The organism is Parasedimentitalea denitrificans (genome assembly GCF_011813015.1).
Classification (GTDB): Bacteria; Pseudomonadota; Alphaproteobacteria; order Rhodobacterales; family Rhodobacteraceae; genus Parasedimentitalea; species Parasedimentitalea denitrificans.
In genome coordinates this window covers 115,664-136,261 of sequence record NZ_QHLQ01000001.1, presented here as the reverse complement: position 1 = coordinate 136,261, position 20,598 = coordinate 115,664, and the positions used below count along the sequence as shown (strand labels likewise).

General features: G+C 56.8%; 19 protein-coding genes. 13 read left to right on the top strand and 6 right to left on the bottom strand.

Annotated features, from left to right (window positions below; all coding sequences use genetic code 11):
* Nucleotides 1-30 precede the first annotated feature (30 nt).
* From DL239_RS00695 to moaA, 3 genes are read right to left on the bottom strand one after another with little or no spacing between them, the layout of a single operon-like run.
* On the bottom strand, nt 31-1,077 hold the full coding sequence (locus DL239_RS00695) for a glycosyltransferase family 4 protein (protein ID WP_167681222.1): 1,047 nt from the start codon (nt 1,075-1,077) through the stop codon (nt 31-33).
* Nucleotides 1,070-2,380: a 3-deoxy-D-manno-octulosonic acid transferase gene (locus tag DL239_RS00690; RefSeq protein ID WP_167681220.1), complete on the bottom strand. Its 1,311-nt coding sequence runs from the start codon at nt 2,378-2,380 to the stop codon at nt 1,070-1,072. Before DL239_RS00690 ends, DL239_RS00695 begins: the two co-directional genes overlap by 8 nt.
* 2 nt (nt 2,381-2,382) lie before the next feature.
* On the bottom strand, nt 2,383-3,390 hold the full coding sequence (gene moaA, locus DL239_RS00685; RefSeq protein WP_167681218.1) for a GTP 3',8-cyclase MoaA: 1,008 nt from the start codon (nt 3,388-3,390) through the stop codon (nt 2,383-2,385).
* Nucleotides 3,391-3,481: 91 nt separating this feature from the next.
* Here moaA and DL239_RS00680 point away from each other — a divergent pair, with 91 nt between their 5' ends.
* Nucleotides 3,482-3,901 (top strand): hypothetical protein, encoded by a 420-nt coding sequence (locus DL239_RS00680; protein ID WP_167681216.1) that lies wholly within the window; start codon nt 3,482-3,484, stop codon nt 3,899-3,901.
* 91 nt (nt 3,902-3,992) lie between these two features.
* Here the strand turns inward: DL239_RS00680 and DL239_RS00675 are convergent, their stop codons facing one another.
* Genes DL239_RS00675 through glmU form a run of 3 tightly spaced genes read right to left on the bottom strand, consistent with a single transcriptional unit; the run spans nt 3,993 to nt 7,836 of the window.
* A complete protein-coding gene (locus DL239_RS00675) occupies nt 3,993-4,676 on the bottom strand; it encodes a DNA alkylation repair protein (RefSeq protein WP_167681214.1) in 684 nt (227 codons plus the stop codon).
* Complete coding sequence (gene glmS / locus DL239_RS00670; RefSeq protein WP_167681212.1) at nt 4,673-6,481, bottom strand: glutamine--fructose-6-phosphate transaminase (isomerizing); 1,809 nt, start codon at nt 6,479-6,481, stop codon at nt 4,673-4,675. The genes DL239_RS00675 and glmS overlap by 4 nt, the downstream gene beginning before the upstream one ends.
* The gene (gene glmU / locus DL239_RS00665; RefSeq protein ID WP_167681210.1) at nt 6,481-7,836 is read right to left on the bottom strand and encodes a bifunctional UDP-N-acetylglucosamine diphosphorylase/glucosamine-1-phosphate N-acetyltransferase GlmU; all 1,356 of its coding nucleotides are present in this window, start codon (nt 7,834-7,836) and stop codon (nt 6,481-6,483) included. The genes glmS and glmU overlap by 1 nt, the downstream gene beginning before the upstream one ends.
* A gap of 130 nt (nt 7,837-7,966) precedes the next feature.
* On the opposite strand from glmU, the gene DL239_RS00660 reads away from it, so the two are divergent.
* From DL239_RS00660 to DL239_RS00605, 12 genes are all read left to right on the top strand, one after another.
* A complete protein-coding gene (locus DL239_RS00660) occupies nt 7,967-8,629 on the top strand; it encodes an HAD-IA family hydrolase (RefSeq protein WP_167681208.1) in 663 nt (220 codons plus the stop codon).
* 78 nt (nt 8,630-8,707) lie between these two features.
* Entirely contained in the window at nt 8,708-9,901 is a 1,194-nt protein-coding gene (locus DL239_RS00655; protein WP_167681206.1) for a DegT/DnrJ/EryC1/StrS family aminotransferase, read from the top strand.
* Between the two features lie 257 nt (nt 9,902-10,158).
* Nucleotides 10,159-11,322: an isovaleryl-CoA dehydrogenase gene (locus DL239_RS00650; RefSeq protein ID WP_167681204.1), complete on the top strand. Its 1,164-nt coding sequence runs from the start codon at nt 10,159-10,161 to the stop codon at nt 11,320-11,322.
* 26 nt (nt 11,323-11,348) lie between these two features.
* The gene (locus DL239_RS00645; protein ID WP_240931640.1) at nt 11,349-11,816 is read left to right on the top strand and encodes a lysozyme inhibitor LprI family protein; all 468 of its coding nucleotides are present in this window, start codon (nt 11,349-11,351) and stop codon (nt 11,814-11,816) included.
* 53 nt (nt 11,817-11,869) lie between these two features.
* Complete coding sequence (locus DL239_RS00640; protein ID WP_167681202.1) at nt 11,870-13,402, top strand: AMP-binding protein; 1,533 nt, start codon at nt 11,870-11,872, stop codon at nt 13,400-13,402.
* The gene (locus DL239_RS00635) at nt 13,399-13,851 is read left to right on the top strand and encodes a hypothetical protein (protein ID WP_167681200.1); all 453 of its coding nucleotides are present in this window, start codon (nt 13,399-13,401) and stop codon (nt 13,849-13,851) included. The genes DL239_RS00640 and DL239_RS00635 overlap by 4 nt, the downstream gene beginning before the upstream one ends.
* The gene (locus DL239_RS00630) at nt 13,848-15,452 is read left to right on the top strand and encodes a carboxyl transferase domain-containing protein (RefSeq protein ID WP_167681198.1); all 1,605 of its coding nucleotides are present in this window, start codon (nt 13,848-13,850) and stop codon (nt 15,450-15,452) included. The genes DL239_RS00635 and DL239_RS00630 overlap by 4 nt, the downstream gene beginning before the upstream one ends.
* Before the next feature lie 303 nt (nt 15,453-15,755).
* Nucleotides 15,756-17,696, top strand: coding sequence for an acetyl-CoA carboxylase biotin carboxylase subunit (locus tag DL239_RS00625; RefSeq protein WP_167681196.1), 1,941 nt, complete (start codon nt 15,756-15,758; stop codon nt 17,694-17,696).
* A gap of 81 nt (nt 17,697-17,777) precedes the next feature.
* On the top strand, nt 17,778-18,632 hold the full coding sequence (locus DL239_RS00620; RefSeq protein WP_167681194.1) for a hydroxymethylglutaryl-CoA lyase: 855 nt from the start codon (nt 17,778-17,780) through the stop codon (nt 18,630-18,632).
* Nucleotides 18,633-18,675: 43 nt separating this feature from the next.
* Nucleotides 18,676-19,458 carry a crotonase/enoyl-CoA hydratase family protein gene (locus tag DL239_RS00615; RefSeq protein ID WP_167681193.1) on the top strand — a complete coding sequence of 261 codons (783 nt, stop codon included), beginning with the start codon at nt 18,676-18,678 and terminating at the stop codon, nt 19,456-19,458.
* A 250-nt stretch (nt 19,459-19,708) separates the two neighbouring features.
* Nucleotides 19,709-20,074 carry an NADH-quinone oxidoreductase subunit A gene (locus DL239_RS00610; RefSeq protein WP_167681192.1) on the top strand — a complete coding sequence of 122 codons (366 nt, stop codon included), beginning with the start codon at nt 19,709-19,711 and terminating at the stop codon, nt 20,072-20,074.
* The gene (locus tag DL239_RS00605) at nt 20,065-20,598 is read left to right on the top strand and encodes a NuoB/complex I 20 kDa subunit family protein (RefSeq protein ID WP_167681190.1); all 534 of its coding nucleotides are present in this window, start codon (nt 20,065-20,067) and stop codon (nt 20,596-20,598) included. Before DL239_RS00610 ends, DL239_RS00605 begins: the two co-directional genes overlap by 10 nt.

The following is a 20,598-nucleotide window of genomic DNA, read 5'->3' as shown; positions in this document are numbered from 1 at the left end:
TTGGGGCTTGAAGAGCTCGGAGCTATTGTTTTACGGCTCTTTGGTCCACAGATCGCGGTAGACGTTTTCAATTCCGACGGCTTCTGACAGCGCGCTGAAGCTATCAAGTGCGGTTTCTCGGGCTGCATTGCTCATGCTGGCGTGACGTGTTGGAACCGTCAGGATCGCGAGTGCCGCTGCGGCGGCCTGATCTGCCGCGCCAAGTGGGACTATGGTTCCGGTTTTTCCCTGTGCCGAGAATTCGTCGTAGTAACCTGCTGGGGTGCCGACGAAGGGCACTCCACTGGCCATGCCTTCGAGGGGGACCATTCCGTAGCCTTCGTAGCGGGGGAGTTGCATGACCAGTGATAATCCGCGCATCAGGTTTGGGAGTTCTGTGGCGGCAATCTCGCCAGGGAAAAGGATGCGATCGGTCAGGCCTGCTGATGCGATGCGGGTTTTAAGATCCGCCAGGAATTTCTGGTGCTCGCGTCCGGCGCGCCCGATGACAAGGGCGCGGGCGTCGGGCAGTTTTGGCAGCAGTTGGATCATGGCGTCGACAAAGACATCTGTGCCTTTTTCAGGGCGGATGCGGCCGATAGTGGCTAGGCCGAGGTTGCCACCGTAGCCCAGTGCTGTCCATGCTGCGGCGCGGTCCTGCGAAGGCGTGAAAAGGTCGGTATCGACCCCATGTGGCACCACGGCGCGCACCTTAGAAACATAACGGGCGGCAATGTCGGTGGTGGCGACGATGGCATCCATTTGCCGGATCAGCCAGCGGGGATACGAGGAGTGCAGGCGCTGTGCAGCAGAAGTGAAGACAATGCGGATCGGCAGACGCAGAACGTCGCGGGACCAGATCGCAGCGCGCATTTCCGGATTGCGGCGCACGTGCCAAATGGCGAAATCACGTCCCGTCGGTGGTTGTTTGCTGAGCAGGCGGGCCTGTTTCAATGTGATCGGGTCAGGGCAGCCGGGAAGGGGATAGCCAACTAGGCGCAGATCGTGGTGTTTGGCCTGCTGGCGGATCACATTGGCGGCGGTGGCGGACACTCCGGTGAAGTTCTTGTTGAAGTTGGTGACAAAGAGTTCAGGCATTTTTCGGGTCCAGATCCAAATGGTCGATCAACATTTCAATCAGCCCGTCCAGCACAGCCGACTGTTGGGTTGCGAATTCACCTGCTGCCTGTTGGGCCTGATGCAGGGTGTCGGGCTGGGTAAGCCAATTTGAAACTGCTTGGCTTAGCTGATCGGCATCATGGATTTCTACCGCGCCTTTGGCTGCGATCATTGGCGGAAATGTTTCGGTAAAATTGTGATAACCGGGTCCTGTAATAACGGCGGCCCCTGCGCGGGCTACTTCGAAGGGGTTATGGCCGCCGATGGGTTCTAGTGAGCCACCAAGGAATACGATAGGAGACAGTGCATACCAGGTGCCGAGTTCACCCATAGTGTCGGCCAGATAGACCTGTGTTTTTTCTGTTGGCAGTTCATCTTTGCTGCGTCGGGCGTAGGTCAATCCGGCCTTGGCGATCAGATCGGCAACGTCGTCACCCCGCTCGGGGTGGCGTGGAGTAAGCACCAAGCACAGGTCGGGGTGGTGTTCTAGCAGGGCCTTGTGGGCGGTGAGAACAGGTTGTTCTTCGCCGATGTGGGTTGAGCTGGCCACCCATGCCGGTCGCGACCCCAAGGCGTCGTGCATCTGTACGAGCAGCGCCTCGTCAGCGGGCAGCGGATCAGATCCGGCCTTGAGGTTGCCGCCGTCGCGGACCCGGTCCGGGTGTGCGCCAAGTTCGAGCAGGCTGTCGGAGATGTGTTGGTTCTGGGTCAGGAACAGTGAAAACTGCTCCATGACAAATAGGGCTGTCGGGGCCTTGGCCCTCCATCGTGCCACTGACCTGTCAGACAGGCGGGCATTCACCAGCGCCAATTTCGCGCCTGTTGCTCTGGTCGAGGCCAAAGTGACTGGCCACAGTTCGCTTTCGACAAAGATACCAGCGCTAGGGCGCCAATGGGACAAGAACCGGCGCACTGGACCTGCGGCATCCAGCGGGGCAAATTGGTGGCGGCAGCGCGGAGGCATCCGTCTTTCCACGACTTGTTGTGCGGTGGCGGTGCCTGATGTCAGCAGAAAATGGGCGTGAGGCAGGTGTTCACCAAGGCGTTTGATCAGTGTCAGTGCGGCCAAGCTTTCGCCGACGGACGCGCCATGAAGCCAGACCACCTGTCCATCTGGGCGGGGTAGGGTGGCATGCCCATTTCGTTCTTGCTGACGTTCAGCTGTAACCCCATGCGCGGCCAGCCTGGCTGCGACTTTGCGGAACGCAAAGGGTGCCACCAGGGCGGTGGCGCTACGGTACATGTAATAAAGCAGCGTTGGGCCGCCGCCATTGGGTGTCATCTTTAGCCGCCAGTGTGGCTCATGTGGCGAGACATTTGCCCGTCAGCGCGCTGGCGTGAATAGTCGAAATCATGACCCTTGGGTTTAAGACCGATTGCGGCGCGAATGGCTTGCTCCAGTGCTTCCTCGCTATCGGGGTTCTCACGCATGGCAGGTTTCAGGTCCTGCATGCCTTCTTGGCCAAGGCAGGTGTACAGCTCGCCAGTGCAGGTCAGGCGAACCCGGTTGCAGCTTTCGCAAAAGTTATGGCTCATCGGGGTGATAAAACCAATTTTCTGGCCGGTCTGTTCCAGCCGGACGTAGCGGGCCGGGCCGCCGGTGCTCTCGGCAAGATCTGTAACCTGATAATGGTCTTCATAAGCTTTGCGCACGTCTTTCAGCGACCAGTACTGACCAAACCGATCTTCGTTGCCAAGATCGCCCATGGGCATGACTTCGATCCAGGTCAGATCCATTTCGCGGTCGGCACACCATTCGGTGATGGTCGGTAGTTCGTCTTCGTTGAAGCCTTTGAGTGCTACAGCGTTGATCTTGATCTTCAGACCAGCCTTTTGTGCCGCGTCAATCCCGCGCATAACTTGGGGCAGGCGGCCCCAACGGGTGATGTCGGCGAACTTCTGTTCATCAATGGTATCCATCGAGATGTTGATCCGGCGTACACCGGCGTTGAACAGATCCTGAGCGTATTTTTCCAGCTGTGACCCATTGGTGGTTACGGTCAGTTCTTTCAAGGCGCCGCTTTCCAGATGTCGGGTCATCGCGTTGAAAAACGTCATGATGCCGCGACGGACCAAGGGCTCGCCACCCGTAATGCGGAGTTTCTGTACGCCCATATTGATAAAGGACGAGCACATTCGATCCAGTTCTTCCAGCGTCAGCAGCTCTTTCTTTGGCAGAAAGGTCATGTTTTCCGACATGCAGTAGACACAACGAAAGTCGCAACGGTCGGTGACCGAAACGCGTAGATATGTGATGGCGCGGGCGAATGGATCGATAAGAGGTGCTGTCATAGAACCTAGGTAAGGCGGGGTTTAGCCTGCGGCAAGCCTATTGTGGGAGAAGTGGTTGGCAAAGCATGATTTGTGGGGCTAGTGTCTGCCTATGCGCTTATTTATTCTTTCTCTCCCCGCTGTGTCGCTGTTGTCAGCCTGTAACCTGATCCCAGATCGTTTCTCGGATGATAATCCGGTCATCCCACCTGCCGAGGAAGTCGAAGCGGTTGCATTGGATCCTGTTGAGGCGGTGCCAGAGGTTACTCCTGATGTGATGTTTTCTGGATCTGCCACCACGATTGCCGGGTTAGGCGATCCGACAGTGCCCGGATTGTGGATGGAGACGCCGTTGGTGACAACTGAGCAGATGGCGCGGGTGCGCAGTGCGACGGGGGGCAATGTGACTTTGACACTGCGCCCAATCGCTGGCGAGGCCAGTGCGGGCAGTCGGTTATCCATTGATGCTATGCGCGCACTTGGCGCGCCGCTGACTGAATTGGTCGAGTTAAAAGTATCCGCTGCGTCCTAAGGGGCAACACCGCCGAGGCGACAACCAACTTTCAATGCGCCCACCCGAGATAGGGATGGGCGCATTGGTTTCAGTCTTTGTGAAACAACGTTCACTTCAGATATTTGAGGGCTTCCTTGCGGGCAAAGTTCTTCAAGTGCTCGCCATTTACCGCCAGAAAGTCATGCACGCGCTGCGCATCGTGTTTGGACAGATCGCGCAGCCACCAGGCTACGGATTTCTGGATGAACCATTTCTGGTCCTGCGCATAGGTCGCAGCCCACCTCAGAATACGCTCGCGACACTCTAGCTCTTCTTGTTTTGGATTGTTCTGCTTGGTCCAGGGAAGGGTGGCTACCAAAGCTGCCCGCCGGGTCCACAGGTTTTCGGATGTGGTCCAGGTTTCAACCGCGTCCAGCCGCGTTGGGTCGGCCACTAGACGTTTCTGGATCGCCGAACAGGCGTGATCTGCCAGTGCCCAGCTGTCAAAATCAGGAACCCAGCTTTGCAAAAGATCCCACACCGCATCATCGGGCCGGATGCGGGCCTGTGTTAGCAGTTTGGTGGCTGCTAGTCGTGCTTCGAATATATCAGTCTGCCACAGGCCATCGGCCACTTCGACGCGCTCGTCGACTGTCATCTCTTTGCGCCATTCCTTGGTCAGGTCGTTGACCTGCGGATTGGTCAGGCCCAGATATTCACGTTTGACCTTGTGATAGCTGGCCATGCCGGCTGCGCGTTCAGCATTGGCCAAGGCGCGCAATTGTTCAAGGAATAGGAAGTGTGTGTCGCTCATTCTACTGTCACCGATTTGGCCAGATTACGGGGTTGGTCCACATCTGTGCCCTTGGCTATCGCTGTATGATAGGCCACTAATTGCGCTGGGATCGCATATAAAATCGGCGCTAGTGCATTTGGGACTTGTGGCATGGTTATGACTTCGGATGTCCCTTCGCCCGCAATTCTTGCGCCTTCTGCGTCCGTTATCAGTACAACACGGCCACCGCGCGCCATGACCTCCTGCATGTTAGAGATGGTCTTCTCAAACAGTGCGTCACGCGGGGCCAGCACGATCACTGGCACAGTGTCTTCGATCAGCGCAATCGGCCCATGTTTCAACTCACCGCTCGCGTATCCTTCAGCATGGATGTAGCTAAGCTCTTTCAGCTTTAGTGCACCTTCGAGTGCCAGGGGGTAAAGCTGGCCGCGACCCAGAAAGATAATGTCTCTTGCCGTCGCAAGCCCACGAGAGGATGCCGTGATTTGCTCTTCGAGCATCAATGACTGATGGATCAGCCCCGGAATGGCGCGCAGATCGCTCGGCATTCCTTCGGGCAATGGGATACCACGCTGCTGAGCGGCCTTTAGCGCCATGATCAACAGGATCGTCAACTGGCACGTGAACGCTTTGGTCGAGGCAACCGAGATTTCGGGGCCGGCATACAAGGGTAGGATAACGTCACTTTCGCGTGCAATCGAGCTTTCGGAGACGTTCACCAAGCCAACAATCTGATCCGCCTTACCACTCATGTAACGCAGGGCGGCCAGTGTGTCAGCGGTTTCACCGGATTGGCTGGCAAACAAGGCCAGTGTGCGATCCGACACTGGCGGTTCGCGGTACCTGAACTCAGATGCAACATCGACTTCGACTGGCATCTTGGCGATCTGTTCAAACCAATATTTCCCCACCAAACAGGCATAATGACCCGTGCCGCAGGCCACCATGGTAACGCGATCGATCTTGGTAAAGTCCAGCTCATCCGGCAGGGTGATGTCGTCAGTTTCCGACAGGTAGGCGTGTAGCGTGCGGTCGATGGCCACCGGTTGTTCGGCGATTTCCTTGGCCATGAAATGCTTATGGCCGTCTTTGTCCACGCGGGTTGCGTCCAGTTGGATCTGGCGTTTCTCGCGATTGATCTGGTTGCCGTTGCTGTCCCAGATTTGCAGGCTAGTGCGGGTCAGAATGGCAAAATCGCCTTCCTCAAGGTAAGTGATCTGATCAGTTAGGGGTGCCAGTGCAAAAGCATCGGACCCCACGTACATTTCACCTTCGCCGTGGCCGATCGCTAGGGGAGAGCCCTTGCGGGCTGCAATCATTAGATCCTCTTCGCCGTCGAACAAAAAGGCCAGTGCAAAGGCGCCATCCAGACGCTCTACGGTTTTACGCGCGGCCTCGGCCGATGCGTGACCCTCGTTTTTGTAGTGCTGGCACAGCAGCGCGACGGTTTCAGTGTCGGTTTCTGTTTCAAAGGACATGCCGTGCGAGGCAAGCTCTTCGCGCAATTCCTTGAAGTTTTCGATGATGCCGTTGTGAACAACCGAGACAGTGCCAGCCATGTGAGGATGCGCGTTGCTGGTTGTTGGCGCACCATGGGTGGCCCAACGGGTGTGTCCGATACCTGATTTGCCGGCCAGCGGTTCGTGTACCAGTAGATCGCTTAGATTCACCAGCTTGCCTACGGCACGGCGGCGGTCCAGCACCTTGTCATTGATGGTTGCAATGCCTGCGCTGTCATAGCCTCGGTATTCCAGACGTTTCAGAGCCTCGACCAGAATTGGCGCAACTTCATGGCTACCTAGTATTCCAACAATTCCACACATCAGCCTTTACCTCCGTCGCGGCGGGCCTTTTTGGCGCGCAGAATATCCATCAGTTTTTGCGCCCGGCCTGGCTTGTTGGTTTGTGCTGTGCGTGCGATGGCCAAGGCGCCATCCTCAACATCTTTGGTAATGACCGTGCCTGTTGCCGTCATGGCCTCGTCGCCAACTTTCACTGGGGCGACCAGTAGGGTGTTCGACCCGATAAATGCATTGGCGCCAATTTCGGTCTGATGCTTCATCACCCCGTCGTAGTTGCAGGTGATGGTGCCAGCGCCAATGTTGGTCTTTTTGCCGACCGAAGCATCGCCGATGTAGCTAAGGTGGTTGACCTTGGCACCTTCGGCGATTTCGGCGTTCTTGATTTCGACAAAGTTGCCCACGTGGGTGTCTTCGGACAGTTCTGCGCCGGGGCGCAGGCGGGCATAGGGGCCAACCTTTGCACCACGGCTAACGTGGCAGCCTTCGAGGTGTGAAAAGGCCCGGATCAAGGCACCGCTTTCCACGGTCACACCGGGGCCAAAGACCACGTTGGGTTCGATGACCGTGTCGCGACCAATAAAGGTGTCCAGCGACAGATAGACCGTTTCTGGGGCCATCAAGGTGACACCCAGATCCAGCAATTCAGCACGGGCGCGGGATTGGAAAACTGCGTCAGCACGGGCCAGATCGGCACGCGAGTTCACGCCCAGAGTTTCCTCTTCGTCGCAGGCCACAGCGGTAACGCTGCGCCCTTGAGCGCGGGCCAGCTCGACCACATCGGTCAGATAATACTCGCCGGATGCGTTTTCGTTGCCGACCTTGCTAATCAGGTCGAACAAAAGCTCGGCGTCGCAGGCCATAAGACCCGAATTGCAGAAGGATATGGCGCGTTCAGCTTCGCTGGCATCTTTGTATTCAACGATGCGTTCCAGATTGTCGCCATCCATGACCAAGCGTCCATAGCGGGCAGGATCAGCGGCCTGAAAGCCGAGGATTACCAGATCTGCCTTTGCGCGGGCTGCGATCATACGTTCCAAGGTGTCGGGTTGCAGAAAAGGGGTGTCGCCATACAGCACCACAACATCGCCCTGAAAACCATCTAGTGCTGCTCGGGCCTGATCAACTGCATGGGCAGTGCCCAGTTGCTCTGTCTGCAGCACCACCTGCGCGGTTTCGTCAATATCAGCCACAGCTGCGGTGACGGCCTCAGCCTCGTGACCGGCGACGATAACTGTCTGGTCCGGGTTCAGCGCGCTACCAGCCTGCATAGCATGGGCCAACATTGGCGCTTGGGCGATTGGATGCAGGACCTTTGGCAGATCAGAATTCATCCGGGTGCCTTTGCCTGCGGCCAGGATAATCAGGGCGGTGCTCATATGGCTTTTCTCTTTAATTTCATGTTTAACCCGTTTTATCTGCTACGGGGCGGGGTACAAGCTATCTGCACATCAAACAAGGTTGCGGCTTGCAATATCATATGGCGGAAATACGCCGAAAGGGGCGAGAATGCGAACGGTAATTTTTGATCTGGACGGGACCTTGGCTGATACGTCAGGGGATTTGCTCGCCGCGGCCAATACGTGTTTTCGGCAAATGGGGTTAGGGGATGTTCTGAATCGGCCCGAAGATGCCGCAGTTGCGCTGCGTGGTGGTCGGATGATGCTGACCCGAGGTCTAGAGCGGGCGCAGTGCTTCGATGTGGCGACAGTGGATGAATATTACCCTGTACTTCTGGATGCATACAGAGAGTCGATAGCCCTGCATACAGTGTTGTATCCAGGTGCAATGGATGCAGTCGAAGTGTTGAGAAGTGCTGGCTATGGCGTTGGAATCTGTACAAATAAGCCTGAGGGGCTAGCCGATTTGTTGCTGGCTCAGCTCGGTGTGCGCGATGCGTTTTCCTCGCTGGTTGGAGCAGATACATTGCCCGTTCGCAAGCCTGATCCAGAGCCCCTGCGTGAGGCCGCACGGCGGGCTGGTGGTGATCCGGCAAAGACAATTCTGATCGGCGATAGTGATACCGACCGCAACACATCGGCTGCGGCGGGGGTTCCATCAGTGCTGGTAACATTCGGTCCATCGGGCGAGGATATGGCGGCGCTGAAACCCGAAGGCTTGTTGCATGATTTTAAAGAACTGCCAGAAATGGTGGAACGGCTGATTGGGTGATCGCTTGCCGGTAAAGTTGTGATGGTTTTGGCGGTGTCACCTCTTGACCATCCCCCAAAGGCGGCTCAGAAACATTGAATGAGCGAGATTTTTTCAGGCAGTTTCACCCAGCAAGAGCCACTTTCAGACGCCGCGATTGCAGCGGCGTTGGAGGTTATGCGCAACGGGCGTTTGCATCGCTATAACGTCGAGGCAGGTGAGTTGGGCGAAGCCGCGCTGCTAGAGCAGGAGTTCGCGGCGCAGATGGGGGCCAAATACTGCCTGGCCGTTGCGTCAGGCGGATATGCCATGGCCACGGCGTTGCGGGCTGTTGGCGTTAAGTCTGGCGATAAAGTTCTAACCAATGCGTTCACCCTAGCGCCAGTGCCGGGCTCCATTGCCTCGGTCGGGGCCGAGCCGGTGTTTGTCGGTGTAACCGAAGATCTGGTGATTGATCTGGATGATCTGGCGGCCAAGGCGGGGCAGGCCAAGGTCTTGATGCTGAGCCATATGCGCGGCCATCTGTGTGATATGGATCGCCTGATGAAGATCTGCGATGAAGCGGGAGTTACCGTGATCGAGGATTGCGCCCATACAATGGGGGCAGCATGGAATGGCGTTGCGTCCGGTCGGCAAGGGGCCGTTGGCTGTTATTCCTGCCAGACCTATAAGCACGTGAATTCGGGTGAGGGCGGTTTGCTGATCACCGACGACGAGGACATCGCTGCGCGGGCCATTATGTTGTCCGGGTCTTACATGTTGTTTGAGCGTCACCTGGCGGCGCCGGATCCGTCGGTGTTTGATCGCATCAAATATGAAACGCCCAATATTTCGGGGCGAATGGATAATCTGCGTGCTGCCATCCTGAGGCCTCAACTGGCCGATCTTGATACTCAGGTCGAGCGCTGGAATGCGCGGTATCGCTGTGTCGAGGAGGGGCTGCGTGACACTCCGGGATCGCGGGTGATCAACCGGCCAGAGGCAGAGACCTATGTTGGCTCATCTATCCAGTTTCTGTTGCTCGACTGGTCGTCGGACAAGGTGCAAGAGGTCATTCGCCGCTGTGGCGAACGCGGGGTCGAACTAAAGTGGTTCGGAGGAGCCGAGCCGATTGCCTTTACTTCACGCTACGATAGTTGGCGCTACGCCAATAAGCAAAGCCTGCCAGAAAGTGACCGTATCCTTGCGGGCATCGTCGATATGCGGGTTCCTCTGACATTCAGCCTAGAAGACTGTGCGCTGATCGCCCGGATCATTCGGGCCGAGGTTGCCGCGGTGTTTCAGGGGCAGTGATGCCGTAACATCGGTTTTGTTCGGCAAGATCTAACACGCGCAGTGTGACTACGACATTCTTCTCAAGCTGACGCAAGTAACTCTTTCGTTGCCTGAATGTGCACGCACGTCCAGATTGTAGGTATGCTAACTGAAAATGGCAGTCACCCTAGGATTTCTCTGGGTGTGGTGAGCGTGGTTGACGCGAATCAAACCCTGTTCTAGTTAATGAACGACTGTTCATATAATTTAAGACTACCCTTGGGAGGGAGCCTGCGATGTTCAATGCCAGCATGCAATTCGATCTAGGTGACGACGTGAATGCCCTGCGCGACATGGTGCACCGCTGGGCGCAGGATCGGGTTCGGCCGATGGCGCAGCAGGTTGACCAGAACAATGAGTTCCCTGCCGAGTTGTGGAAAGAGATGGGAGAGCTGGGGCTGCTGGGCGTCACGGTTCCTGAGGAATTCGGTGGGGCAGGCATGTCCTATCTGGCACATACCATTGCCGTTGAAGAGATCGCCCGCGCCAGTGCTTCAGTGTCGCTATCGTACGGCGCGCACTCGAACCTTTGCGTTAATCAGATCAAATTGAACGGCACGCCAGAGCAAAAGGCGAAGTATCTGCCGGGTTTGGTGTCTGGCGAGCATGTCGGTGCCCTGGCCATGTCCGAGGCCGGGGCTGGGTCAGACGTTGTTTCAATGTCTCTGCGTGCGGAGAAGCGCAACGATCATTACCGACTGAATGGCAATAAATACTGGATTACCAATGGTCCGGATGCCGACACTCTGGTTGTTTATGCCAAGACCGATCCGGATGCTGGGTCCAAAGGGATCACCGCCTTTATCGTTGAGAAAGAGATGAAGGGATTCTCTACCTCGCCGCATTTCGACAAGCTAGGGATGCGCGGGTCAAACACTGCCGAGTTGATCTTTGACGATGTAGAAGTGCCGTTCGAGAATGTGCTGGGCGAAGAGGGTCGCGGTGTTGCGGTTCTTATGTCTGGCCTTGACTATGAGCGCGTTGTTCTGGCCGGCATTGGCACCGGAATCATGGCGTCTTGCATGGATGAGATGATGCCTTATCTGGCCGAGCGTAAGCAATTCGGAAAACCCATTGGTTCATTTCAGCTGATGCAGGGCAAGATTGCCGACATGTACACTGCCATGAACTCGGCGCGTGCCTATGTCTATGAGGTTGCCAAGGCCTGTGACCGGGGTACTGTTACCCGTCAGGATGCGGCGGCTTGTTGTCTGTATGCATCCGAACAGGCGATGGTACAGGCTCATCAGGCCGTACAGGCGCTGGGTGGCGCTGGTTATTTGTCGGACAACCCGGTGGGTCGCATATTCCGCGATGCCAAGCTGATGGAAATCGGCGCCGGGACTTCAGAAATTCGTCGTATGCTTATTGGTCGTGAATTAATGGGGGCAATGAATTGAAAAAAATACTTGCTATAGCTCTACTCTTGGGAAGCCCTGTTTCGGCACAGGAAGTGGTCTATTCGGATGAGGCTACAAACACCTGCGCAATGCAGGCAGACACGATCGATGATCGCAGGCAGTGCATCGGGATGTCAGCCAACGCTTGTATGGAGAACTCTGAGGAAGGGTTCACAACCATTGGAATGATGGAGTGTATCGATAAGGAGCGGGTGTATTGGGATGGGCAGTTGAACCAGACCTATAAGCTGCTGAAAGACGCCTACAAACCGCAGGATGCCGAGCTGGACAGTATGCAGTCTTCTGCGCCCCGTATGGTGCCAGCATTGCGGGATATGCAGCGGTCCTGGATCGCTTATCGTGACGCAACCTGTGACTTTGAGCAGTCGCAGTGGGGTGGTGGCAGCGGCGGTGGGCCGGCGGTTTTGTCCTGTTTGCTCCGGTTGACCGCGTTCCAGTCGATCTATCTGCTGCAGACGTGGTCAGGCGAATAGCCTTGCAGGTGTTGCTGTGAAAACCAGATGTTGATCCCGAGGGGGCGTGAATAATGAGTGATAGACGCACTGCTCCAGGGCTACGGTGTGACGGAAGCTGGGATCTGCCTGAGCAGTTGAACATGGCTGCTCAGGCGTTGGATCATCCTAAGGAACAGCTGGCAATTATCGACCTGACTGGTCCTGACCGGGGGGATGTCAGCTACGGTGACCTCGTCGGTATGGTGGATGGGCTGGCGCGCTACCTAGGCACCCGCATTCAGACGGGTGATCGGGTTGGCGTTTTGCTGGGTCAGTCGCCGTGGTGCGTTGCTGCGCATTTGGCAGTCTGGAAAGTCGGCGCGATTTCTGTGCCGTTGTTTAAGCTGTTCAAACGTGACGCACTGGCCAGCCGTGCCGGGGATGCTGGCGCGCAATTTGTGTTCACCGATACTGAGGGTGCCGACTTGCTTGGCGATTTGGCCGAGGCGATCATAGTGGATCAGGCTGGCCTGCCGGGGGAACCTGTTGTCTTTGCCCAGACCACACCCGAAACCCCCGCGGTTCTGATCTATACATCCGGCACAACCGGCAGCCCCAAGGGCGCGCTGCATGGGCATCGGGTGTTGACTGGGCACCTGCCGGGCGTCTCGATCAGTCATGACCACCTGGGGCAACCCAGCGATTGCCTGTGGACCCCGGCCGATTGGGCCTGGATCGGTGGGCTTTTTGATGTGGCCATGCCGGGATTGGCGCTGGGTGTGCCAGTAGTCGCCGCGCGGCTGGACAAGTTTACACCCGAGGCCTGTGCTGATGTCATTTCACGTGGTGAGGTTAGAAATGTGTTCTTCCCGCCAACCGCGTTGCGCATGCTCAAGGCGGCCGGGCAGGGGCTCGACGGCCTACGCTCGGTTGCCAGTGGTGGAGAGCCCCTGGGTGCGGAGATGCTCGCCTGGGGCCGACGTCGGCTGGGGGTGACAATCAATGAATTCTACGGCCAGACCGAGTGCAATATGGTGGCCACGTCCTGTGGGGCGGATTTTGAGCCGCGTCCGGGGTGCATTGGCAAGGCGGTGCCGGGACATGAGCTGGCGGTGGTGGACGAAAACGGCCAACTAGCTGCAGAAGAAGGTGATGTTGCTGTGCATCGCGGCTCAGCATCAATGCTGTTGGAATATTGGAACCGGCCTGAAGAGACGGCTGCCAAGTTTCGCGGGGATTGGTTGATCACTGGGGACCGCGGTGTCTGGGAAGGCGATTACCTTCGCTTTGTTGGGCGTGAGGATGACGTGATCACCTCAGCCGGATACCGGATTGGCCCTGCAGAGATTGAGGATTGCCTGATGACCCACCGGGCTGTGGCCACGGTTGGTGTTGTGGGTAAGCCTGATGAGATGCGTACCCAGATTGTGAAAGCCTATGTGGTGTTGAAACCGGGCGTTTCTGCGACTGAGAAAGAGCTGCAGGACTATGTGAAAGAACGCCTGGCGCATTACTCCTATCCGCGTGAGGTGGAGTTTCTGGAGGCGCTGCCGATGACGGTGACCGGCAAGGTGATCCGCAAAGAGCTGAAGCGCCGGGCGGCGGGAGAGGAGATTGGTGAATGAAGTCCTTTCAAATTCTTTCTTTGATATTTTCACTACTCTTCGGCTCTGCCGTCGCCGGTTTGGCGGACGAGCATTCCCCATCAAACTGGTTGGAACGCTGCATTGAAAACGTCAAGGGCGGTTTGGATTGGGTGAGTAAACGAGACGAATGTGCCGGGGTTATCCTAATCTACTGTCGTCATGTGCAAGATAGCCAGAAGTGCTTCCGGGAGCTGACCTTCGAGTTTGAGCCGCGGAACAAACAGCTTTTGGGCAGTTTCCCAAGCGAAATTCAAGGCGAAGAACCTCAGCTTAGGTTTTACCAAACACGCCTGAAAACCATTCTTAGTCAATTGAATACGCAGCGCTGCGAAGCAGACACAGAATGCGCGGCGTTCAATGCAATCGGACTATATTATGCCGCCATCTCGCTGAAAGAGTGGCTGGCCAAACACGAGGGTGGAGAATGAAACTTCAATCCAAAGCCATGCCTTCTTCCGAAGGCTTCAAAGCTAATCGGGCCGCCCATCTGGAAGCACTTGCCCAGATCAGCGAGGCCGCCGAGGCCGCACGGATGGGCGGTGGCGAGCGCTCTCGTGCGCGTCATGAAAGCCGGGGCAAAATGTTGCCGCGTCGTCGGGTGGCGAACCTGCTGGATCCGGGTTCTCCGTTTCTGGAAATCGGAGCGACAGCAGCCCATGCCATGTACGACGGTGCGGCGCCGGGGAGTGGTGTGATTGCAGGTGTTGGCCGGGTGCATGGGCAAGACGTCATGGTGGTTTGTAATGACGCCACGGTGAAGGGCGGCACCTATTTCCCGATGACCGTGAAAAAGCACCTTCGGGCGCAGGAGATTGCCGAGGAAAACCATCTGCCGTGCATCTATCTGGTGGACAGCGGCGGTGCCAATCTGCCGCAACAGGATGAAGTATTTCCAGATCGCGACCACTTTGGCCGGATTTTCTACAATCAAGCGCGGATGTCAGCCAAGGGCATCCCACAGATCGCGGTGGTTATGGGGTCTTGTACCGCTGGCGGCGCCTATGTGCCGGCGATGTCGGATGTGACGATCATCGTCAAAGAACAGGGCACCATTTTCCTGGCAGGTCCACCCCTAGTTAAAGCCGCCACTGGTGAAGTGGTCAGTGCTGAGGATCTTGGTGGTGGTGATGTACACACTCGTCTGTCCGGCGTGGCTGATTATCTGGCCGAGGATGACACCCATGCGCTGGCACTGGCGCGCCGCGCGGTTCTGTCTCTGAACCTGACCAAGCCATTGACCGTGAACTGGGCCAGCCCCGAAGATCCCGCCTATGACCCCGAGGAAATCTTGGGCGTGGTGCCGGGGGATCTGCGTACGCCTTATGATATCCGTGAGGTGATCGCTCGGCTGGTGGATGGCTCGCGCTTTGATGAGTTCAAGCCGCGCTTTGGTGAGACCCTGGTCACTGGCTTTGCCCATGTAAAGGGGTGCCCGGTGGGGATCATTGCCAACAACGGCGTGTTGTTTTCCGAAGCCGCGCAAAAGGGTGCGCATTTTGTGGAGCTGTGCAGCCAGCGCAAGATTCCGCTGGTGTTCTTACAGAATATCACGGGGTTCATGGTGGGCCGTAAGTACGAAAACGAAGGCATCGCGCGCCACGGCGCCAAGATGGTGACAGCCGTAGCCTCGACCAATGTGCCCAAGATCACCATGCTGGTCGGCGGCTCGTTCGGGGCGGGCAACTACGGAATGGCTGGGCGCGCTTATCAGCCGCGCTTCCTGTGGACCTGGCCAAACTCGCGTATCTCGGTCATGGGCGGTGAACAGGCCGCTGGCGTGCTGGCGACGGTAAAACGTGACGGCATTGAGAGGCGTGGCGGTAGCTGGAGTGCCGAGGAAGAAGCAGAATTCAAGCAACCGACTATTGATATGTTCGAAGAACAAAGTCACCCGCTCTATGCCTCGGCACGCCTGTGGGATGATGGGATTATTGATCCGCGCAAGAGCCGTGATGTTCTGGCGCTGTCCTTGAGCGCAGCGCTGAATGCGCCAATTGAGGAGACACGCTTTGGCGTGTTCCGGATGTGATGCCGCCGTTTAGAGGACTGATACAAGATGCCTTTCATCTGCAAAATGAAGCGGGCGTAGCTCTGAGTTTAACGCAGGTAGAAGGCATACCTGAAATTGGGATGATGGTATCGGTGGCAGGTCAGCCTGCGACCATCAGGGATTTTGGCCACAACTCTACCGACGGTCAGGTCATCTCTTCTCGGTCTTGTCTAACCGGAGAACCATGCTCCCCTTATGGGGGCATATTTGTTGAATGGAATAAGAACACTCCCGCCCCTGAGGATCTTTGTAAGCAGTGGGTGCAGGAAGAGGATGGATCTGATGTTTGATAAAATCCTGATTGCTAACCGAGGCGAGATTGCTTGCCGGGTTATGGAAACAGCCCGGGGCATGGGCGTAAAAACTGTTGCAGTCTATTCTGATGCAGACCGAGAGGCCAAGCATGTGGCGCTGGCGGATGAGGCCTATCACATCGGGCACGGTCCAGCCCCGGCTGACAGCTATCTACTCGGGGATGAGATAATCGCGGTCGCCAAGCAAAGTGGGGCGCAGGGTATTCACCCGGGATACGGGTTTCTGTCGGAAAACCCCGAATTTGTGGATGCGGTTGAGGCGGCAGGGCTGAGTTTTATCGGACCTTCGGCGGATGCGATCCGCAAGATGGGTCTGAAGGACGCGGCCAAGGTGTTGATGGAAGAGGCGGGTGTTCCCGTGGTGCCAGGTTATCATGGCTCTAATCAAGACAGCGAGCACTTGTTTGGTGCGGCCGACGGCATTGGCTATCCGGTACTTATCAAGGCGGTGGCCGGTGGCGGCGGTAAGGGGATGCGCTTGGTTGAGCGCTCAGAGGACTTTATGGCGGCTCTGGAAAGTGCGCGTGGTGAGGCGATTACTGCTTTTGGCAATCCGGATGTGTTGGTTGAGAAGTACATCCAGCAGCCTCGGCACATTGAAATTCAGGTGTTTGGCGATGGTACCCATGCGGTGCATCTGTTTGAGCGGGACTGTTCTTTGCAGCGGCGTCATCAGAAAGTGATCGAAGAGGCGCCGGCACCGGGGATGACCGCGGAGGTGCGGGCGGCAATGGGGCAGGCCGGTGTGCGAGCAGCTGAGGCGATTGGCTACAAGGGCGCAGGCACGGTCGAATTTATCGTTGATGGGTCGGATGGCCTGCGCGCCGATGGGTTCTGGTTCATGGAAATGAACACCCGCCTGCAGGTGGAGCATCCGGTGACCGAGGCCATCACCGGTGTGGATCTGGTGGAATGGCAGTTGCGGGTGGCGGCGGGTGAAAGCCTGCCCAAGCAGCAGGACGAGTTGTCGATCAATGGTCACGCGTTTGAGGCGCGGCTTTATGCCGAAGATGTGCCCAAGGGCTTTTTGCCTGCCACGGGGACATTGACGCATCTGAAGTTTCCCGAAGATTGCCGCGCAGACAGTGGTGTGCGGGCAGGGGATACCATCAGCCCGTGGTACGATCCGATGATTTCCAAGGTCATCGTACATGGCCCGACCCGCGAGGTGGCGTTGGCGCAATTGAGCCGGGCACTTGAGGGGACGCAGGTTGGTGGGACTGTGACCAACCTTGCCTTTCTAGGGGGGCTGGCTGGGCACCAGGGTTTTGCCAAGGGGGAGGTGGACACTGGGCTGATCGCGCGTGACATCGACAGTTTGACAGCTGCTCCGGTTGCCGAACTGCATCACCGTGTTGCGGCTGGAATGGTGGCCTTGGGGCTGACCAAAGTGGATCAAGCTGAGGGCTTTACGCTGTGGACGCCTTTGAGGCGGGCCGTTTCGTTGAGTTGGCAGGGCGAGGTGTTTGACCTTGAGGTTGAGGTTGATGGTCCCGATCGCCAGATTTGGCATATCGGAGAGGATGAGGTCGTTGCCAACCGCAGAGGCACAGGCTGGATCATTGGTAGTTGGGTCATGTCGGATGTGGTGCAATCAAGTGCGACGATCACAGTTTTTGACGGCTATGGCTTGCCGTTTGAGGTGTTTGACCCGCTGGATCGCGAAGCTGACGCTAGCGGAGACAAGAACGTGATCGAGGCGCCAATGCCGGGGCTGATCAAAGCAGTCTTTGCCAAAGCGGGACAGGCTGTGAGCGAGGGCGACAGGCTGGCAGTGCTGGAAGCGATGAAGATGGAGCATGCCTTGCTGGCGGCGCGTGACGGTGTGGTTGCCGAAGTTTTGACGGCGAATGGGGACCAGGTTGAGGCGGGTGCTGCATTGATCCGTTTGCGCGAAGACGCCGAATAACCTTGCCAAAACAGCTGGCGGCCCGCAGGCTGCCAGCTAAGAGTTGAGTATTTTAGGCAAAAAGAAACTGGGAGTTTGACTATGGGCGATAGGGTCGAGATTTTTGAAGTGGGACCACGTGATGGGCTGCAGAATGAAAAACGTGAGATCCCTGTTGCCGAGAAAGTGGCCCTGGTCGATTGCCTGAGCCAAGCTGGTTTCAATCGCATTGAAGTCGCCAGCTTTGTGTCGCCCAAGAAAGTGCCGCAGATGGCGGGTAGCGGCGATGTGCTAACTGGCATTAAGCGCGCGGATGGAGTTCGATATGCGGCGCTGACGCCGAACATGCGCGGCTATGATGACGCAGTGAGCGCCAAGGCGGGCGAAATTGCGGTGTTTGCTTCGGCTTCGGAAGGGTTTTCCAAGGCAAACATCAACGCCACGATTGAGGAATCCATTGAGCGGTTCAAACCTATCCTAGAAGCGGCCCGTCACATTGATCTACCGGTTCGCGGTTACATTTCCTGTGTGACCGACTGCCCCTATGACGGGGCCACAGCGCCAGAGAAAGTAGCGGAGATGGCCGACCGTCTGTTTGCACTAGGGTGCTATGAAATTTCACTGGGAGATACGCTGGGCCAGGCCACTCCGGATTCGGTAGCGCGGATGTTATTGGCGGTTCGCGAGGTTGTACCTGCAACACGTCTTGCTGGGCATTTCCACGATACCTCGGGCAGGGCGATGGACAACATCGATGCTGCGTTGACGATGGGAGTTCGGGTGTTTGATGCGGCGGTCGGTGGGCTTGGTGGCTGTCCGTTTGCACCGGGATCTGCCGGGAATGTGGCCACGGAGCTGGTGCATGAGCATCTGACCCGTCTGGGCTATGAGACCGGGTTGGACAAGGATATCCTTAATCAGGCCGCGGATATGGCACGGACCATGCGCGGCAGTTGACCACCGCGGCGCGGTAGTCCCTTACAATAAAACAGGATCGTAGATGTTTAATACCATTTCCCTAGTCACGGATATACGTGGGGTGGCGACGCTTACCCTGTACCGGGCTGAGAAACACAATGCCATGTCCGGCAAGATGATCAGCGAGCTGACTGATGTTGCGCGGCAGATAAACGAGGATGACGCGATCCGGGTGGTTGTCCTAACCGGCGCGGGCAAGAGTTTTTGTGCTGGTGGTGATCTCGCATGGATGCGGGCGCAGATGGAGGCAGATTCGGAGACTCGTTTTGCTGAGGCCCGCAAATTGGCAGAGATGCTGCAGGCGTTGAACACATTGACCAAGCCCTTGATTGGGGCGGTTCAGGGCAATGCCTTTGGCGGCGGTGTCGGAATGATCTCGGTTTGCGATGTGGCCATTGGGGTAGATCATCTGAAAATGGGGCTAACGGAAACCAAGCTGGGGATCATTCCGGCTACCATTGGTCCCTATGTTCTGGCTAGGATGGGTGAAGCAAGGGCGCGACGGGTATTTATGTCTGCACGTTTGTTTGATGCAGAGGAGGCTGTCGAACTTGGGTTGTTGGCTAAGGTCGTTCCAGCAGATCAATTGGCCGAATCCATTGAGGCCGAAGTTGTGCCCTATTTGAGCTGCGCACCTGGTGCTGTGGCTGCCGCAAAGCAGTTGGCGAGGGATTTGGGCCCAAAAATCGACGACTCAGTCATTGATCATACAATAAAATCTCTGGTCGACCGCTGGCAAACTGAAGAAGCCGAAGAGGGAATCGGAGCGTTTTTCGACCGTCGTAAGCCTCGCTGGCAGCGTTGAAAAGTTAATTGAAAAATACCCCTTTGGCACAGGGCCTTGCTAGGAAGGGATTTGCGGGGGAGAAACCCATTTTCCTTATTAAAAGAATAAGGATTAAACGCGATTGTGTGGCAAAGGGGCTGCAATATTTAACCCCGTCATCATTACCAATGCCTTGGTTGACGCTGGCAAATCACGAGAGTAGACACAGCCCAAGTCAACACGCCAATTGACCTCGCGCGGCGAAAAGCGCGAAGGAAAGGAGCCACTCGTGGAAGAGATGTTGCGGGAATACCTCCCGATCCTAGTGTTTCTGGCCGTAGCTATCGGTCTTGGAATTGTCCTTATTCTAGCCGCCGTGGTGCTGGCTGTACGCAATCCCGACCCAGAGAAAGTTAGTGCCTACGAATGCGGTTTCAATGCCTTCGATGATGCACGCATGAAATTTGATGTCCGGTTTTACCTGGTGTCGATTCTTTTCATTATCTTTGATTTGGAAATTGCATTCCTGTTTCCATGGGCCGTTGGGTTCAAGGACATCAGCATGACCGGTTTCTGGTCGATGATGATTTTCCTGGGCGTTTTGACCATCGGCTTTGCCTATGAATGGAAAAAAGGGGCCCTGGAATGGGAATGATGACCGGAGCCAATACTGCTGGTGTCGACAAAGACGTTGCTACCCAGGCCCTGAACGCTGAACTGCAGGACAAAGGCTTTCTGCTGACCTCGGCTGAAGATCTCGTCAACTGGGCCCGGACCGGGTCGCTGCACTGGATGACCTTTGGTCTGGCCTGCTGCGCGGTTGAGATGATGCACACCTCGATGCCACGTTACGACGCCGAGCGTTTCGGGATTGCGCCGCGTGCCTCCCCGCGTCAATCGGATGTAATGATCGTTGCGGGTACCCTGACCAACAAGATGGCGCCAGCGCTGCGCAAGGTTTACGACCAGATGCCCGAGCCACGTTATGTGATCTCGATGGGGTCCTGCGCCAATGGCGGTGGTTACTACCACTATAGCTACTCTGTTGTGCGCGGCTGTGACCGTATTGTGCCTGTAGACATCTATGTTCCAGGTTGCCCGCCAACCGCCGAAGCACTGCTGTACGGTTTGATGCAGCTGCAACGTAAAATTCGCCGCACTGGCACTCTGGTGCGCTGA

Coding starts and splice junctions, on each gene's coding strand:
- DL239_RS00650 (WP_167681204.1), top strand. CDS start 10,159: ATGTTCAATGCCAGCATGCAATTCGATCTAGGTGACGACGTGAATGCC.
- glmS (WP_167681212.1), bottom strand. CDS start 6,481: ATGTGTGGAATTGTTGGAATACTAGGTAGCCATGAAGTTGCGCCAATT.
- DL239_RS00630 (WP_167681198.1), top strand. CDS start 13,848: ATGAAACTTCAATCCAAAGCCATGCCTTCTTCCGAAGGCTTCAAAGCT.
- DL239_RS00690 (WP_167681220.1), bottom strand. CDS start 2,380: ATGACACCCAATGGCGGCGGCCCAACGCTGCTTTATTACATGTACCGT.
- DL239_RS00640 (WP_167681202.1), top strand. CDS start 11,870: ATGAGTGATAGACGCACTGCTCCAGGGCTACGGTGTGACGGAAGCTGG.
- DL239_RS00620 (WP_167681194.1), top strand. CDS start 17,778: ATGGGCGATAGGGTCGAGATTTTTGAAGTGGGACCACGTGATGGGCTG.
- DL239_RS00625 (WP_167681196.1), top strand. CDS start 15,756: ATGTTTGATAAAATCCTGATTGCTAACCGAGGCGAGATTGCTTGCCGG.
- DL239_RS00655 (WP_167681206.1), top strand. CDS start 8,708: ATGAGCGAGATTTTTTCAGGCAGTTTCACCCAGCAAGAGCCACTTTCA.
- DL239_RS00680 (WP_167681216.1), top strand. CDS start 3,482: ATGCGCTTATTTATTCTTTCTCTCCCCGCTGTGTCGCTGTTGTCAGCC.
- DL239_RS00675 (WP_167681214.1), bottom strand. CDS start 4,676: ATGAGCGACACACACTTCCTATTCCTTGAACAATTGCGCGCCTTGGCC.
- DL239_RS00660 (WP_167681208.1), top strand. CDS start 7,967: ATGCGAACGGTAATTTTTGATCTGGACGGGACCTTGGCTGATACGTCA.
- glmU (WP_167681210.1), bottom strand. CDS start 7,836: ATGAGCACCGCCCTGATTATCCTGGCCGCAGGCAAAGGCACCCGGATG.
- DL239_RS00605 (WP_167681190.1), top strand. CDS start 20,065: ATGGGAATGATGACCGGAGCCAATACTGCTGGTGTCGACAAAGACGTT.
- DL239_RS00635 (WP_167681200.1), top strand. CDS start 13,399: ATGAAGTCCTTTCAAATTCTTTCTTTGATATTTTCACTACTCTTCGGC.
- DL239_RS00695 (WP_167681222.1), bottom strand. CDS start 1,077: ATGCCTGAACTCTTTGTCACCAACTTCAACAAGAACTTCACCGGAGTG.
- DL239_RS00615 (WP_167681193.1), top strand. CDS start 18,676: ATGTTTAATACCATTTCCCTAGTCACGGATATACGTGGGGTGGCGACG.
- moaA (WP_167681218.1), bottom strand. CDS start 3,390: ATGACAGCACCTCTTATCGATCCATTCGCCCGCGCCATCACATATCTA.